We start from the raw sequence: 14254 nt of genomic DNA, 5'->3' as shown, positions 1-14254 counted from the left end.
ATCCGGCCTATGCCTGCTTGATCATTTTCGAGAACTGGCGGAAATCCATGGCTCCCTCGTGTTTGCGGCCATCGACAATGAAGCTGGGGGTGGCGTTGACGTGATATTTCGTCTCGGCGCGTTTCTGTTCGTTCAGGATGAACGTTCTGAGCTTGGCATTGGCGATCGCCGCGTCGAACGAAGCGCGGTCCATGCCGGCAAGGGCGGCGTAGCGGAACAGCGCGTCCTGATATTGTTTTTTGGTTTTCAGATCGGAATTGAAGGCCCATTGATCCTGGCTCGCGAACAGCGCCGAGATGAACGGGTAATATTCGTGCGGCGGCAGGCTGCGGGCGACCTGGGCGGCCATCAACGCCACTGCATCAAGGGGAAAGTCTTTGAAAATATAGTAAAGTTTTCCAGTTTTCACATATACCGAAACAACTTTCGGCAGGACGCGCGTGGCGAAAAAGGCGCAATGCGGACAGGTCAGCGAAAAATATTCGATTACCGTTGCCGGCGCGGTGGATTTGCCGAGGCTGCGAACCCCGAACGGCTGCTTTGCGGCCGGGGTTTGCGTCGTGTCGGCGGCGAAGGCAGACATCGGGTCCAGGCCGGTCGCGAGACCCAATCCACCCACTACCCCTAGTAGCGTACGACGGTCGATTTGCATTTTTACCTCTATATATAGTGTAGCCGAAAGATTCGGCCGCGTCGAGCCAAAACCGTTCGCCGATTCACCCGACTGGTTCGCGGGAATGCCGCATCTCATATCCAACTCCGGGGAACCTGACGAGGCCGTTTGGCCTGAAGCACCGTCACATCGGCGTATGCGGGCGCATGAAAGCCGAAAAGGATTTGTTCATGGCATTGCCGGGGCGGAGAGGGCCGGCGTGAGCGGTTCAAGCCGTTTGCCGGACTCGGCATCGAAAACGTGGAGATAATGTGCGGGCAGGGAGATTTTGATGGTCTCGGCCGCCGGTGCCGGGCCAGCGACGCGGAGCATGAACTCCGATCCATCGGCGAGCCGGCCGTGGATCAGGGTCTCGGAACCGAGCGGCTCGATGAGTTCCACGGTCAGGGGCATGGCATCGGCGCCGGTCGAAAGCAGCGCGTGCTGCGGCCGGATACCGATGGTGATTCGGGTGTCGTCGGCTCCGGCTCTGGCGCCATCGGGGAGATCGACAGTCGGACCGGCATCGAGGCGGGCGGCAGTGCCGCCTGCGATCAGGGTCGCGGAACAAAAATTCATCGCGGGCTCACCGATGAAGCTCGCGACGTAACGATCCGCTGGTTTGTCGAACACTGCAGTAGGAGCGCCGATCTGTGCGGCGCGGCCTTCATGCATCACGATCAGCCGGTCCGCGAGGGTCATCGCCTCGATCTGGTCGTGGGTGACATAGAGACTGGTCACTTTGAGGCGTTTTTGCAGCTTGCGGATATCGGCGCGCACCTGGACGCGCAATTTAGCATCGAGATTGGATAACGGCTCGTCGAACAGAAACAGTTTGGGTTCGCGCACGATCGCCCGCCCCATCGCGACGCGCTGGCGCTGGCCGCCCGACAACTCGCGCGGCTTGCGCCCGAGCAGCGCGGAAAGCCCGAGCGTGTCGGCCGCCTCCTCGATCTTCCGGGCGATTTCGGGACGCTTCATGCCCTTGAGCTTCAGCCCATAGGCCATGTTGTCGAACACGCTCATATGCGGATAGAGCGCGTAGTTCTGAAACACCATGGCAATGTCGCGGCGCGCGGGATCGCGCCCTGTGATGTCCACGCCGTCGAGCAGGATGCGTCCGGCGCTGGGTTCCTCCAACCCGGCGACGAGGCGCAGAAGGGTCGATTTGCCGCAGCCGGACGCGCCGACGATGACCAGCATCTCACCGTCGGTCAGCGCGAGATCCACGCCGTGAAGCACGGTTGTCTTGCCGAATCGCTTGGCGAGGCCTTGAAGTTCCAGCGTAGCCATTATTTGTCCGCTTCGGTGAGGCCGCGCACGAACCAGCGCTGCATCGCGATCACGACCAGAACCGGCGGGATGAGGGCGAGGATGGTGGCTGCCATGACGAAATTCCATTGCGGCAGGGCTTCGGGGTTGATCATCTGCACGATGCCGAGCACGATGGTGTCGAGCCGACCATTGGTCGCGACCAGCAGCGGCCACAGATACTGATTCCAGCCATAGATGAACAGGATCACGAACAGGGCGGCGAGATTGGCGCCCGACACCGGAAGCAGAATGTCGAAGAAGAAGCGCATCGGGCCGGCGCCGTCGAGCTTGGCGGCTTCGACCAATTCGTCGGGGATGGTGAGGAAGACCTGGCGAAACAGCAATGTCGCGGTTGCCGAGGCGATTAGTGGCATGGTCAGGCCGGTGAAGGTGTTGATCAGATGAAAATCCGACATCACCGAATAGGTCGGAATGATCCGAACCTCGACGGGCAGCATCAGGGTGATGAAGATCAGCCAGAACGCAAGCATGCGGAACGGGAAGCGGAAAAACGCGATGGCGAAGGCAGATAGCGCGGAAATCGCGATTTTCCCGATCGCGATGCCCAGCGCCATGCCGAAACTGACCAGCAGCATGTGCCAGACCGGCACGCCGCCTTTCGCCGCATTGCCGAGGCCGAGGGCCTGGACGAACACGACCAGGCCGGACAGGCGCGGGATCAGAGAGATGTCACCGCGATTGATCGCCGCCGCCGATTGGGTGGCGCCCGCGAAGGTGACCCAGATCGGGAAGATGAAGATCAGAACGCCCATCAGCAGGATCGCGTGGGCGAGATAATCGGGCTTGCGAGTCACGAGACTGCCCGCTTGCCGGTGTAGCGGAACTGGATCGAGGTGAGGCCGACGATGATCGCCATCAGGATCACCGATTGCGCGGCGGAACCGCCGAGGTCGAGATTGATCACCCCGTCGCGATAGACTTTGACGACGAGCGTTTCGGTCGCGGTGCCGGGACCGCCCGCAGTGAGTGCGAAGATCAATGCGAAAGTGTCGAACGCCGCGTAAACGAAATTCACGATGATCAGAAAGAACGTCGTCGGTGTCAGGAGCGGCCAGATCATGGTGCGGAACCGGTGGAAACCGCGTGCGCCGTCCAGCGTCGCGGCCTCGATCACCGAGCGCGGCACCGATTGCAGCCCGGCGACGTAGAAGATGAAGTTATAGCTCACCTGCTTCCACGCGGCGATCAGGATGATCAGCAGGAATGCCTGGCCGCCATTGGTCGCGTAGTCGAAATCGATACCGAGACGGCCGAGCAGGTTGGTGATCAGGCCGATCTGCGGCTGGAGCAGGAAAACGAAAATCACCGAGGCGATTGCCGGCGCGATCGCGTAGGGCCAGATCAGCAGCGTGCGGTAGATCGCCCGGCCCTTGATCGCGCGATCCGCGAAAACAGCGAGGACGAGCCCGGCCGCCATCGCCAGAACCGTGACCGCGACGCAAAAAACGCCGGTTCGGATCATCGCGTGCTGATAAAGATTCGAGCGTGCGAGATGGAGGAAATTGGCGAATCCGACGAAACTGGTGTGCAGCCCGAACGCATCGGTCGCGCGCACGCTTTCGGCAAAGGCTTTATAGGCCGGCAGGATGAAAAACAGGATCGTGATGGCAAGCTGGGGCAGCACGAGAACGGCCGGCAGAAGCCGGCCGTTGAACAAAGTACGCCGTTCCATTGCCGATCCTGGCGACGATCAGGCGTGGGCGGTCCGGGCGAACCGATCGACCATCGCCTGAGCGCGGCGCTGCGCCCGCGCCAGGGCGGTATGCGCCGAAGCGCCGTTCTGGATCGCCCGCTCCCATTCCTCTTCGATGATCACACGGATTTCCGGCATGCCGCCGAGCCTGATACCGCGCGAATATTTGGTCACCTGGCTACGGGTCAGCTGTTTGACTGCGATATCGGTGCCCGGATTCGCCGCATAAAAGCCTTGCTTGGTGATCAGCGCATTGCCCGCTTCGGTGACCGGCACATAGCCGGTCGCCTCGGCCCAGCCGGCATCGTTCTTCGGCGTGCTGATGAAGCGGAAGAATTCAGCGACGGCGTGGTATTCGGTCTTGCTGCGATGCGGCGCGGTCATCGCCCAGAAGGCGGCGCCCCCGATGATCGAGTTGATCGGTTTCTTGATGACGGAAGGATGGTAGGGAAGATAGGTATCGGAGAATTTGAATTTCGCGCTCTGCTTGAGCTGGCCGTAGATCGAGGATGAATCGAAGGTGATGGCGGCCTTGCCGGCATAGAAGATCGGGCTCGGTGCGCCGTCGCGGCCTTCGTATTTGAACAGGCCTTCCTTTTGCATCGAGAGCAGCGTGCCGAGATTCTTCACGAAGGGCGCGGAATCGATCATCAGTTTCGGCTTAGGACCGCCGAACCCGTCGTTCAGGGTCGCGTATTCGACGTTATGGATCGCGGCGAACTGCTCGAAATGCACCCAGGTCGGCCAGGAGGTCATGACCGGGATTTCCGCCGCTCCCCTGGCCTTGACCGCGCGCGCGGCCTTGATCACGTCGCCCCAGGTGGCGAGCGGGGTTTTCGGATCGAGCCCGGCTTTTTCGAAAGCGTCTTCGTTGATCCACATCACCGCGGTCGAGGAATTGAACGGGGCGGCGCCCATCCGGCCATCGTTCAGACTGTAATAGCCGCGAACGGCGGGGATATAGGTCGCGGGCTCGATGGCGACGCCGGTCATCTCGGCCAGCTTCCATACATCGACCACGGCGCGGCCGGCGGCGAGCATGTCGGCGGTGCCGACATCGAACACCTGAGCGATCGAGGGCGCCTTGCCGGCACGCCACGCGGCGATGGTCGCGGTCAGCACCTCGGGGTAGGAACCTTTATAGACCGCCTCGACCTGTGCCGCCGACTGGCTTTTGTTGAAAGCATCGACGATGGATTGCAGCTTCTGGCCAAGCGCGCCACTCATTGCGTGCCAGAGGGTGATTGTGGTGGGTGCTGTGGCGCGGGCCGTGGCGGCGACCATGGCGGTCGCGGGTGCGGCGGCGATCAATGTGCGGCGTTTCATTGTGAATTCCCCTCGATTCGTTTGAGATGCGCCGCTTAGCGCGGCTTGATGACACACGGATGACATATCAGTTAAGGAGGCATGACAATAGGGGGTTCGGCGGTCGTATGCCGCCGCTGGTTTGCCACCCGCGCCGGCTCGGCTATACGAGCCCGATGAATCTGAAAGACCATATACGCGGCGTCCCGGATTTTCCGAAGCCCGGAATCCTGTTCTACGACATCTCGACATTGTTGCGGAACGCCGATGCGTGGCAGGTCGCGATGGGGCGGCTGGCCAAGCTGGTGCGCGCCCATCATCCCGATATTCTCGCCGGGGTCGAAAGCCGAGGGTTTCTGCTGGCCGCGCCGCTTGCGCTCAAGCTCGGATGCGGGTTCATTATGCTGCGCAAGCGCGGCAAGCTGCCGGGACCGATCGTCGCGCTCGACTATGATCTCGAATACGGCACAGATCGGATCGAGATTCAGGCGGACGCGATTCAGCCGGGCCAGCGCGCGGTCGTGGTCGATGATCTGCTCGCGACCGGCGGCACCATGGCGGCCGGGATAGCATTGCTGAGAAAGGTTGGCGCCGAAGTGCCGGCGGCGGCCGCGCTGATCGAACTTGAATTCCTCAAGGGACGAGACAGGCTCGATGTGCCGTTCGAAGCGCTGGTCACCTACGATAAATAGATGTCCGCCGGGTCTGGCCTGATGCGGCGGCGGGCGCTTCTGCGGGTGATCGGCGCGGGCCTCGCCGGGTCGGCGATGGTTCGGCCGGGCTTTGCCGGAAGCCCGGCCATCATCGCCGACCAGGATGGCGGATCGAGAGCCCGATATAACATCCTGGTTGGCGGCCCGCACGGCGGCCGGATGGATCGCTGGGCCAGGGCGTCGGCGCTGGGGATGCGGACGGCTCTGTCGGCGCACGCGCCGATCCAGTTGCGTACGGTCGGCGGCCAGGACGGTGTGACCGGAGCGAACCGGCTGCAAACGCTGGTAGTGCCGAACGGGCAGACTGCCGCGATATTGCCGGGGGAGGCGTCCATCGCCTTTTTGGCTGGCGATCCGCGCGTGCATTTCCAGCCGGGCGACTGGATACAAGTGATGGCCGGATTGAGCGCGGCCCTGCTGATCCTGCGCGGCGGGCTGGGTCGTCTGTCCGAATCGGCGCCGATCCGGCTTGCCGCCGCCTCGCCCGAAAGCCCCGATCTCGCGGCACTCCTGGCCTTCCAGCGCCTTGGTGCCAGCGTAGTGCCCATCTTCGGTCTGCGGGGTGCCGCCGCCGTTGCGCGTGCCTTTGCGGCGGGCGAGGCCGATGCGGTCCTGCTGACCGGCGAAGAGATTCCCGCCGATGCGGCGCCGTTGGCCGCTGAAGGCGGCATCCCGGTCGGCACGCTGGGGATTGCCGGCGAATCGGGCGATATCGTGCGCGATCCTCTGTTTCCACATTTGCCGACGATTCATGAGATCGCCGATAATCGCGGCGCGCCCGGCTTGTCGCAACCGTTGGATCAAGCCTATCGCGCCGTTGCCGCCGCCAGCCGGATCGATTTCATGCTTGTCCTGCCGCATCTGACGACATCGGCCAAAGTGGCGATCTGGCGCCAGGCCGCCGTCGCGGCGGTTGCCTCGCCGGCCTTGCAGTCGGCGGCGGCGGCAAGCGCAATCAGCCTCACGGCCGATGGCGGTGCAGCGTCGGCGCTTGCCCCGCTCGATCTGCCATCGGGCGCGCTGCTCGCCTTGCGCGAATTCATGTTCCAGCGCCTCGGATGGCGCCCGTCGTGATGCGTGAGCGTCAGCCTGTCTTGGCGGAGCGCTGATTGGCCCGCGCCGCTCTACGTTTCGTCTGCTCCTCATGCGGTGCGGCGGTTCCGAAATGGACCGGCCGCTGCGAGGCATGCGGCGAATGGAACACGCTCGAGCCGGAAACGCCGGCGCCCGGAGTGACATCCCGCCGGGCCGGACGTTCGGCCGGACGCGGAGTCGATTTCGTCGGCCTGGCGGGAGAAACGCCGCTTCCTGAACGGGTTCCGCTTGGAATCGCCGAATTCGACCGGGTGTTGGGCGGCGGCATGGTGCCGGCTTCGGCGATCCTGGTCGGCGGCGACCCCGGCATCGGCAAATCGACATTGCTGCTTCAGGCCGCCGCGAGGCTGGCGGGTGCGGGAAAGCGGGTTCTTTATATCTCGGGCGAGGAATCGGTCGCGCAGATCCGGCTGCGCGCCGAACGGCTGGGGTTGCGCGGTGCCCCTGTCAACCTCGCCTCGGCAACCGTCCTTGCCGATATCCTGGCGGCCCTCGATGCGGAACGGGACGTGGCGATGGTCGTGATCGACAGTATCCAGACGATCTGGGACGAGACGGTCGAATCAGCTCCCGGCACCGTCACCCAGGTGCGCGCCAACGCGTTCGCCCTGATCCGTGCGGCCAAAACGCAAGGTTTCGCATTGATGCTGGTGGGGCACGTCACCAAGGAGGGAGCGCTCGCCGGACCGCGCGTGATGGAGCACATGGTCGATGTCGTGCTGCATTTCGAAGGCGATCGCGGGCATCAGTTCAGGATTTTGCGTGGTGCGAAGAATCGCTTCGGTGCGACCGACGAGATCGGCGTTTTCGAGATGACCGGGCGCGGCCTTGCGGAAGTCGCCAATCCGTCGGCGCTGTTTCTTGCCGAGCGGCACGGGAATGTCGCCGGCAGCGCGGTCTTTGCCGGGTTGGAGGGATCACGTCCGGTTCTGATGGAGGTTCAGGCGCTGCTCGCCGCCAATCCCGGCGGATCGGCGCGGCGTTCGGTGATCGGCTGGGATCAGGGCAGGCTGTCGATGCTGCTCGCCGTGCTGGACGCGCGCTGCGGTGTGAAACTCTCGGCGCAGGATGTTTATTTAAATATCGCGGGCGGATTGCGCGTTTCCGAACCGGCGGCGGATCTTGCGGTGGCGGCGGCGCTGGTTTCGGCGGCGACCGGAGTGCCGACCGATCCCGAGACGGTCTTTTTCGGCGAGATCGGGTTGTCCGGCGAGTTGCGTCAGGTCGCACAGGCCGAATTGCGGCTCAAGGAAGCGGCAAAGCTCGGTTTCGCGCGCGCGGCTTTGCCTCGGCGGGTTGCGGGAGGGACGCGCCGCATCGCGGCACCCGACGGGATTGCGCTTGCGGAATACGGCCATCTCAGCGACCTGGTCGCGGCGACGGCAGGTCGGGTGCCGATGGAGGAGGATGAACGATGACCTGGGTGGACATTGCCGCGCTCGGCATCATTCTGCTATCCGGCCTTCTTGCCTTGGCGCGCGGGTTCGTGCGGGAGGTTCTCGGCATATTGGCATGGATCGGTGCGGGGATGGCCGCGTTAGAATTCTATCCCGATATCGAGCCGCAACTGGCGGGCTTCATCCATCAGCCGAAGCTGATCCTGCCGTTGTCGATCGGGCTTGTGTTCATCGTCGTGCTGATCGTTCTGTCGATCATCAGTACCTGGCTCGGCTCGATGGTGCGGGACTCCGTTCTGTCGGGCCTCGATCGCACGCTCGGGCTTGCGTTCGGGTTGGTGCGCGGGGCGGTGATCGTCTGCCTCTGCTATATCGGCCTGTCGATCTTCCTCCAGCCATCGGAATGGCCGGCGGGCATTACCAAGGCGAAATTGCTACCTTATGCCGCGGGTGGTTCGGTATGGCTCGTCGATTTTCTGCCACCGGCCTATCGTCCGCATATCGACAGGCGGCCCAAGGCTGCGTCGTTGCCGCCACCCGCAACGCCGCCTGCTTCCCAGGGGGCGGCCAATGGCTCGCAGTAGGTCCTGCCATGTCCGCATATCCTCGACAGGACAGGGGCGGCGCATTAGATCAAAGTCTCCTGTCGTAAAGGACATGGTGGCGTGACCCAGCCTGATATTTCGCCGATCGCTTTCGATGACGACAAGTTCCACGAGGAATGCGGCGTCATCGGCGTGTGGAACGTGACCGATGCCGCGGCGATCACGGCGCTCGGGTTGCACGCGCTTCAGCATCGCGGCCAGGAAGCGACCGGGATCGTCACCCATGACGGGGTCCGGTTTCATGCCCATAAAGGGCTCGGCCTGGTGGGCGATAATTACAGCGACGCCAAGGTCATGGCCGGGCTGCCGGGCACCAGGGCGATCGGGCACAACCGCTACGCGACCACGGGAGCGACGCTGCTTCGCAACGTCCAGCCACTCTTCGCCGATTTCGAATTCGGCGGGCTTGCGGTCGGGCATAACGGCAACCTGACCAATGCACACACGCTGAAGCAGGCGCTGGTGCGGCGCGGCTGCCTGTTCCAGTCCACGACCGATTCGGAAGTCTTCGTTCATCTTATCGCGATCAGCCTGTATGCGACTGTGCTCGACCGGCTGATCGACGCGCTGAAGCAGGTCACCGGCGCCTATTCCCTGGTCGCATTGACCAACGACATGCTGATCGGCGTGCGTGATCCGCTCGGTGTGCGGCCGCTCATCCTGGGCCGGATCAACGGTGCGGACGGGGCCAATCCCGGCTGGGTGCTCGCGTCTGAAAGCTGCGCGCTCGACATGGTCGGCGCCGAATTCGTGCGCGATATCGAGCCCGGCGAAATTGTCGCGATCGATCGGGCCGGAATTCGCAGCCTCAAGCCCTTCGCGCCGCAGAAGCCGCGCTTTTGTGTGTTCGAATATATCTATTTCGCCCGCCCGGATTCCATGATGGAGGGCAGTTCGGTCTATGCGGCGCGCAAGCGGATTGGTCGTGAACTGGCTCGTGAATCGCCGATCGAGGCCGACCTGATCGTGCCGGTGCCGGATTCGGGCGTGCCCGCCGCGATGGGATTCGCCGAGCAAAGCGGCGTGCCGTTCGAACTCGGCATCATCCGCAACCATTATGTCGGGCGCACCTTCATCGAACCGACCGACCAGATCCGGCATCTTGGGGTCCGGCTCAAGCATTCGGCAAATCGAGCCATTCTGGAAGGCAAACGGGTCGTGCTGGTCGATGATTCGATCGTGCGCGGCACGACATCGCAGAAAATCGTGGAGATGGTGCGCGGGGCCGGCGCGCACGAGGTGCATCTCAGAATCTCGTCGCCTCCCACCACCCATTCCTGCTTTTACGGCATCGATACGCCCGAGCGGGGCAAGCTGCTCGCCGCGCGCAACAGCGTCGCGGAGATGGCCAAGCTGATCGGCGCCGACAGCCTCGCTTTCGTATCGATGGAGGGCCTCTATCGCGCGCTTGGGCGCCCAGGGCGCGATCCCAAATCGCCGGCCTATTGCGATGCATGCTTCAGCGGCGACTATCCGATTCCCCTGACCGATCATGCCGAACCGCGCGAGACGCAGCTATCGCTGCTGGCCGAACTGGCGTAGCGGTGCTCGGGAGAGCCCTGCAAAATCGTTCCTGCCGCGCTATATCCCGGTGATGTTCAACAAAGCCAAGACCATCATGCCGTCCGCCGCCGAGGCCTTGCCCGGCCGGGCGGCAGCAATGCCGGTTCCCGAGTTCCATTACGTCAGTGGCGCCCGAATGGAAGAGCCTTATCCGAGCGGTTCGGAAATGGCTCTGTTCGGACTCGGATGTTTCTGGGGTGCCGAGCGCAAATTCTGGCAGACGCCGGGTGTTCTCGTTACCGCCGTCGGTTATGCCGGCGGGTTCACGCCTAATCCCACCTATGAGGAGGTCTGTTCAGGCCGGACCGGCCACGCCGAAATGGTGTTGGTCGTGTTCGATCCGTCGGTCATTGGTTACGAGGCATTGCTGAAGATTTTCTGGGAAAACCACGATCCCACCCAGGGCATGCGCCAGGGCGGTGATATCGGCACCCAATATCGCTCCACGATCTACACGTTCAGCGATTCCCAGCTCCAGGCGGCGCGGGACTCACGGGTTGCTTACCAGCGGCGCCTTTCCGATTCGGGATTTGGCACAATCACGACCGAAATAAGCCCCGCCCCGCCGTTCTCCTTCGCGGAGGAGTATCACCAGCAATATCTAGCGAAGAACCCAAACGGGTATTGCGGTCTTGGCGGTACCGGTGTGTCCTGCCCGATCGGATTGACCGCGTCGTAAGACGACGAGCCGTCGCAGGCTCGTCGTCGATGGTCGGTCAATGCACCGAAACTGGCGCCATTTCGTTCTGGACGATTGCCGCCCGCGCCAGATTGCCGTCGCTTGCGATGGCGATCGGCGTTCCGTTTGCCGCGAAAACCCCAAAGGCGGGGCCGTTCTGGGTCATGATCGGGCGGACATAGGCAATCTGCTCAAGGCCGAGTTCGGCCAGTTGAGCTTCGGTCATGTTGTGAGGATCGAAAAACGCCCTGAACGGAAACGCTTCGGTCGAGCCGTCATGGGTCTTGATGTTCATCGTCGTTACTCCTGTTCTCCGTCACGCTCGAACATCCGCGTCTTCAGCGTGTCGCCGTCCAGCGACCGCGCGGGACCGAACCCGCCTTGCGCGTTGGCGCCTTTCTTGATGGCAATGGTGCGAATTTTCGCCTCGGGCAGCGGTCGGACGAGATCGATGTGAAGCAGCCCATTATCGAGCCATGCCCCTTTAACCTCGATTCCCTCGGCCAGAACGAAAGCGCGCTGGAATTGCCGCGCCGCGATACCCCGGTGAAGAAAAATCCGTCCCTGAATGTCGTCGCTTTGTCGGCCCCGGATGACAAGCTGATTGTCTTCCTGGGTGATTTGCAGGTCGTCCATGGTGAATCCGGCGACGGCGACGGTGATTCGCAGGCTGGTCGTGCTGAGCTGTTCGATATTGTAGGGCGGATAGCCTTCCGATGATGTCTTGGCGGCACGCTCGATCACCTGTTCGAGATGATCGAACCCGAGAAACAGTGGCGATGTAAAAACCCGTGTTGTCATAGCCTCCTCCTTTCGAGCGAGACAAACGAAGCCCATAAGGCACTCCGGTAATCAGGATTTGGGCATAAATATCCGATTTTGCAAGCGCCGATTGATCGTGTGGCGGGGCAGGGGTAAATCGCGCGCATGAGTGAACGCAACGAACCGCGGAGCGATGATATTCCGCCGATCCTGATCGTCCCCGACAAGAGGCTGCGGATGAAGGCACGGAAGATCGTCCCGGCCGACCGCGCCGAGGCGGCCCGGATCATCCCCGGCATGTTCGCGGCCATGTATAAGGCTCCCGGCATTGGGCTTGCGGCAACCCAGATCGGCGTTCCGCTCAGGCTCGTGGTGCTCGACCTTGGACCGGACGGGGAGCCGGTGCCGCTGGTGCTGATCAACCCGGAAATTACCCATGAAAGCGTCGAACAGGTTACGCGCGAGGAAGGCTGTCTGTCATTGCCGGGCCAATACGCCGATGTGACACGCCCGGCACGGATCACCGCCAGTTTCGAGGATCTGGAGGGCAAGCGTCATACGATCGACGCCGACGGATTGCTCGCCGCCTGCATCCAACACGAGATCGACCATCTCGACGGTATCCTGTTCGTCGATCATCTCTCCGCACTCAAACGCAATATCCTGCTCCGCAAGCTCGCGAAGGAGCAGCGCGAAAAAGCCGATACCGGCAAGCGCGCTCTCTGATGAGGCTCGCGTTCATGGGCTCGCCGGATTTCGCCGTCCCGGCGCTGGAGGCGTTGCACGGCGCGGGCTATGACTTGGTTGCAGCCTATTGCCAGCCACCAAGGCCGGCCGGGCGCGGCCATCGGCTTGCCAAGTGCGCCGTTCATGTCGCGGCGGAGCGGTTCGGCATTCCGGTGCGCAACCCGACGCGGTTGCGCCACAATGCGGACGAACTAGCCTATTTTCAATCGCTTGGCCTGGATGTCGCGGTGGTCGCCGCCTATGGCCTGATCCTGCCTGCGGATTTTCTCGACACGCCGAAGCGTGGCTGCCTCAACATTCACGCAAGTCTGCTGCCGCACTGGCGCGGCGCGGCACCGATCCATGCGGCGATCCTCGCGGGCGAAGCCGAGACCGGCATCACCATCATGCAAATGGATCAAGGTCTGGATACTGGCCCGATCCTGCTCACCGAATCCGTGACAATCGGCTCGGCGGAAACGACAGCCACATTGCACGATCGTCTGGCCGCACTTGGCGCACGGCTGATCCTGCGCGCACTTGCCGAAACACCGGCACCGCGGCCGCAGCCCGAACCGGCGACCTATGCGCCCAAATTATCCCGCATGGATGCGCTGATCGATTGGGCAGCACCGGCGGATGCCATCGAACGGCGAGTTCGTGCCTTTACGCCCTGGCCGGGGACCGAGACGCGCCTGGAGGGCAAAACCCTCAAGATTCTGGCAGTCGAACCTGCAGAGGGGTGCGGCGATCCGGGGACGGTGCTCGATGACCGGCTGACCGTTGCCTGCGGGAGGGGTACGTTGCGACCCACCATGGTTCAGCGAGCGGGCCGCGCCGCGATGCCGACGGAGGCATTCCTCCGCGGCTATAAAGTACCGCCGGGAACTAAGCTGGGATGACCCTCTGGGCGTTGAAGCTGGAATATGACGGCAGGGGATTCGTCGGTTGGCAACGGCAGGTCAATGGATTGTCGGTGCAGGAAGTACTCGAACAGGCGGCATCCCGCCTATGTAATGGAGTCGTGCCGGCGAGCGTGATAGCGGGACGAACCGATGCCGGGGTTCATGCCGCCGCACAGGTCGCCCGGATCGACCTGCCCGACGGGCTGACCGCAAGGGCGGTGCGCGAGGCGCTGAATTTCCACATGAAGCCGCATCCGATCGTCGTGCTCGCGGTGGCCCCGCCGCCGAATGCCGATTGGAACCCGCGATTTTCCGCGATCGGCCGGGATTATCGCTACCTGATCCTGAACCGAGCCGCGCGTCCGGCGCTGGAGGCCGGTTTGGTATGGCACGTGAAGCAGGTACTCGATGCCGATGCCATGCATCGTGCCGCCCAGTCGCTGCTGGGCCGGCATGATTTTACCAGTTTTCGCGCGGCCGCGTGCCAAGCCCCATCGCCATTGCGCACTCTCGACCGGCTCGATGTGCAGCGGGTCGGTAATCGCGTCATCATCGATGCGTCGGCGCGCAGCTTCCTGCATCACCAGGTTCGCAATATGGTTGGCACGTTGAAACTGGTGGGCGAGGGGCGTTGGCCGGAAACCAGGGTTGCGGCCGCGCTTGCCGCATGCGACCGCTCCGCCGCGGGCCCCACTGCGCCGCCGGACGGCCTGACCTTGATGGAAGTTCGTTACCCGCGAGACCCGTTCGGTACCCAGCAATGAGGCCGGGTGGGCTTGTTCTGTTGCTTCCGCTCGCCGATATCGTCTAGAGCTTCCAACATA

General features: G+C 63.0%; 16 protein-coding genes. 9 read left to right on the top strand and 7 right to left on the bottom strand.

Annotation, left to right across the window (positions count from 1 at the left end):
- Positions 1 to 7 precede the first annotated feature (7 nt).
- From AiwAL_RS03940 to AiwAL_RS03920, 5 genes are all read right to left on the bottom strand, one after another.
- Positions 8 to 652: a DsbA family protein gene (locus tag AiwAL_RS03940; protein ID WP_262312160.1), complete on the bottom strand. Its 645-nt coding sequence runs from the start codon at positions 650 to 652 to the stop codon at positions 8 to 10.
- Positions 653 to 841: 189 nt separating this feature from the next.
- Positions 842 to 1945 carry an ABC transporter ATP-binding protein gene (locus AiwAL_RS03935; RefSeq protein ID WP_235703103.1) on the bottom strand — a complete coding sequence of 368 codons (1104 nt, stop codon included), beginning with the start codon at positions 1943 to 1945 and terminating at the stop codon, positions 842 to 844.
- A complete protein-coding gene (gene ugpE / locus AiwAL_RS03930; protein WP_235703104.1) occupies positions 1945 to 2781 on the bottom strand; it encodes a sn-glycerol-3-phosphate ABC transporter permease UgpE in 837 nt (278 codons plus the stop codon). The genes AiwAL_RS03935 and ugpE overlap by 1 nt, the downstream gene beginning before the upstream one ends.
- Positions 2778 to 3659 carry an ABC transporter permease subunit gene (locus AiwAL_RS03925; RefSeq protein WP_262312159.1) on the bottom strand — a complete coding sequence of 294 codons (882 nt, stop codon included), beginning with the start codon at positions 3657 to 3659 and terminating at the stop codon, positions 2778 to 2780. The genes ugpE and AiwAL_RS03925 overlap by 4 nt, the downstream gene beginning before the upstream one ends.
- Before the next feature lie 18 nt (positions 3660 to 3677).
- Complete coding sequence (locus tag AiwAL_RS03920) at positions 3678 to 5006, bottom strand: extracellular solute-binding protein (protein ID WP_235703106.1); 1329 nt, start codon at positions 5004 to 5006, stop codon at positions 3678 to 3680.
- 155 nt (positions 5007 to 5161) lie between these two features.
- Here AiwAL_RS03920 and AiwAL_RS03915 point away from each other — a divergent pair, with 155 nt between their 5' ends.
- From AiwAL_RS03915 to msrA, 6 genes are all read left to right on the top strand, one after another.
- Complete coding sequence (locus AiwAL_RS03915) at positions 5162 to 5677, top strand: adenine phosphoribosyltransferase (RefSeq protein ID WP_262312169.1); 516 nt, start codon at positions 5162 to 5164, stop codon at positions 5675 to 5677.
- Positions 5678 to 6772, top strand: coding sequence for a hypothetical protein (locus AiwAL_RS03910; RefSeq protein ID WP_235703107.1), 1095 nt, complete (start codon positions 5678 to 5680; stop codon positions 6770 to 6772).
- Positions 6773 to 6807: 35 nt separating this feature from the next.
- The gene (gene radA / locus AiwAL_RS03905) at positions 6808 to 8211 is read left to right on the top strand and encodes a DNA repair protein RadA (RefSeq protein WP_235703108.1); all 1404 of its coding nucleotides are present in this window, start codon (positions 6808 to 6810) and stop codon (positions 8209 to 8211) included.
- Entirely contained in the window at positions 8208 to 8774 is a 567-nt protein-coding gene (locus AiwAL_RS03900; RefSeq protein ID WP_235703109.1) for a CvpA family protein, read from the top strand. The genes radA and AiwAL_RS03900 overlap by 4 nt, the downstream gene beginning before the upstream one ends.
- 81 nt (positions 8775 to 8855) lie before the next feature.
- Entirely contained in the window at positions 8856 to 10337 is a 1482-nt protein-coding gene (purF, locus tag AiwAL_RS03895) for an amidophosphoribosyltransferase (protein ID WP_235703110.1), read from the top strand.
- Positions 10338 to 10413: 76 nt separating this feature from the next.
- Positions 10414 to 11037, top strand: a complete 624-nt coding sequence (gene msrA, locus AiwAL_RS03890; protein ID WP_235703111.1) for a peptide-methionine (S)-S-oxide reductase MsrA — start codon at positions 10414 to 10416, stop codon at positions 11035 to 11037.
- A 37-nt stretch (positions 11038 to 11074) separates the two neighbouring features.
- Here the strand turns inward: msrA and AiwAL_RS03885 are convergent, their stop codons facing one another.
- Positions 11075 to 11332: a DUF1150 family protein gene (locus tag AiwAL_RS03885; RefSeq protein ID WP_235703112.1), complete on the bottom strand. Its 258-nt coding sequence runs from the start codon at positions 11330 to 11332 to the stop codon at positions 11075 to 11077.
- A gap of 5 nt (positions 11333 to 11337) precedes the next feature.
- Entirely contained in the window at positions 11338 to 11838 is a 501-nt protein-coding gene (locus AiwAL_RS03880; RefSeq protein ID WP_235703113.1) for an Hsp20 family protein, read from the bottom strand.
- Between the two features lie 126 nt (positions 11839 to 11964).
- Between AiwAL_RS03880 and def the strand changes: the two genes are divergently transcribed.
- Genes def through truA form a run of 3 tightly spaced genes read left to right on the top strand, consistent with a single transcriptional unit; the run spans position 11965 to position 14194 of the window.
- Complete coding sequence (gene def / locus AiwAL_RS03875) at positions 11965 to 12525, top strand: peptide deformylase (protein ID WP_235703114.1); 561 nt, start codon at positions 11965 to 11967, stop codon at positions 12523 to 12525.
- Entirely contained in the window at positions 12525 to 13427 is a 903-nt protein-coding gene (gene fmt, locus AiwAL_RS03870) for a methionyl-tRNA formyltransferase (protein ID WP_235703115.1), read from the top strand. The genes def and fmt overlap by 1 nt, the downstream gene beginning before the upstream one ends.
- Complete coding sequence (truA, locus tag AiwAL_RS03865) at positions 13424 to 14194, top strand: tRNA pseudouridine(38-40) synthase TruA (protein WP_235703116.1); 771 nt, start codon at positions 13424 to 13426, stop codon at positions 14192 to 14194. The genes fmt and truA overlap by 4 nt, the downstream gene beginning before the upstream one ends.
- The last annotated feature ends 60 nt before the right edge of the window (positions 14195 to 14254 follow it).

This window comes from Acidiphilium sp. AL (genome assembly GCF_025499445.1).
In the GTDB taxonomy this organism is placed as follows: domain Bacteria; phylum Pseudomonadota; class Alphaproteobacteria; order Acetobacterales; family Acetobacteraceae; genus Acidiphilium; species Acidiphilium iwatense.
Note: the sequence above shows the minus strand (reverse complement) of the source record. Positions and strands in the feature narration are given on the sequence as shown.

What these genes read in the sequence shown, in the direction of transcription:
- AiwAL_RS03915 (WP_262312169.1), top strand. Translation starts at nt 5,162, where the DNA reads ATGAATCTGAAAGACCATATACGCGGCGTCCCGGATTTTCCGAAGCCC.
- AiwAL_RS03900 (WP_235703109.1), top strand. Translation starts at nt 8,208, where the DNA reads ATGACCTGGGTGGACATTGCCGCGCTCGGCATCATTCTGCTATCCGGC.
- AiwAL_RS03880 (WP_235703113.1), bottom strand. Translation starts at nt 11,838, where the DNA reads ATGACAACACGGGTTTTTACATCGCCACTGTTTCTCGGGTTCGATCAT.
- AiwAL_RS03885 (WP_235703112.1), bottom strand. Translation starts at nt 11,332, where the DNA reads ATGAACATCAAGACCCATGACGGCTCGACCGAAGCGTTTCCGTTCAGG.
- msrA (WP_235703111.1), top strand. Translation starts at nt 10,414, where the DNA reads ATGCCGTCCGCCGCCGAGGCCTTGCCCGGCCGGGCGGCAGCAATGCCG.
- truA (WP_235703116.1), top strand. Translation starts at nt 13,424, where the DNA reads ATGACCCTCTGGGCGTTGAAGCTGGAATATGACGGCAGGGGATTCGTC.
- fmt (WP_235703115.1), top strand. Translation starts at nt 12,525, where the DNA reads ATGAGGCTCGCGTTCATGGGCTCGCCGGATTTCGCCGTCCCGGCGCTG.
- AiwAL_RS03940 (WP_262312160.1), bottom strand. Translation starts at nt 652, where the DNA reads ATGCAAATCGACCGTCGTACGCTACTAGGGGTAGTGGGTGGATTGGGT.
- AiwAL_RS03925 (WP_262312159.1), bottom strand. Translation starts at nt 3,659, where the DNA reads ATGGAACGGCGTACTTTGTTCAACGGCCGGCTTCTGCCGGCCGTTCTC.
- AiwAL_RS03935 (WP_235703103.1), bottom strand. Translation starts at nt 1,945, where the DNA reads ATGGCTACGCTGGAACTTCAAGGCCTCGCCAAGCGATTCGGCAAGACA.
- AiwAL_RS03920 (WP_235703106.1), bottom strand. Translation starts at nt 5,006, where the DNA reads ATGAAACGCCGCACATTGATCGCCGCCGCACCCGCGACCGCCATGGTC.
- AiwAL_RS03910 (WP_235703107.1), top strand. Translation starts at nt 5,678, where the DNA reads ATGTCCGCCGGGTCTGGCCTGATGCGGCGGCGGGCGCTTCTGCGGGTG.
- def (WP_235703114.1), top strand. Translation starts at nt 11,965, where the DNA reads ATGAGTGAACGCAACGAACCGCGGAGCGATGATATTCCGCCGATCCTG.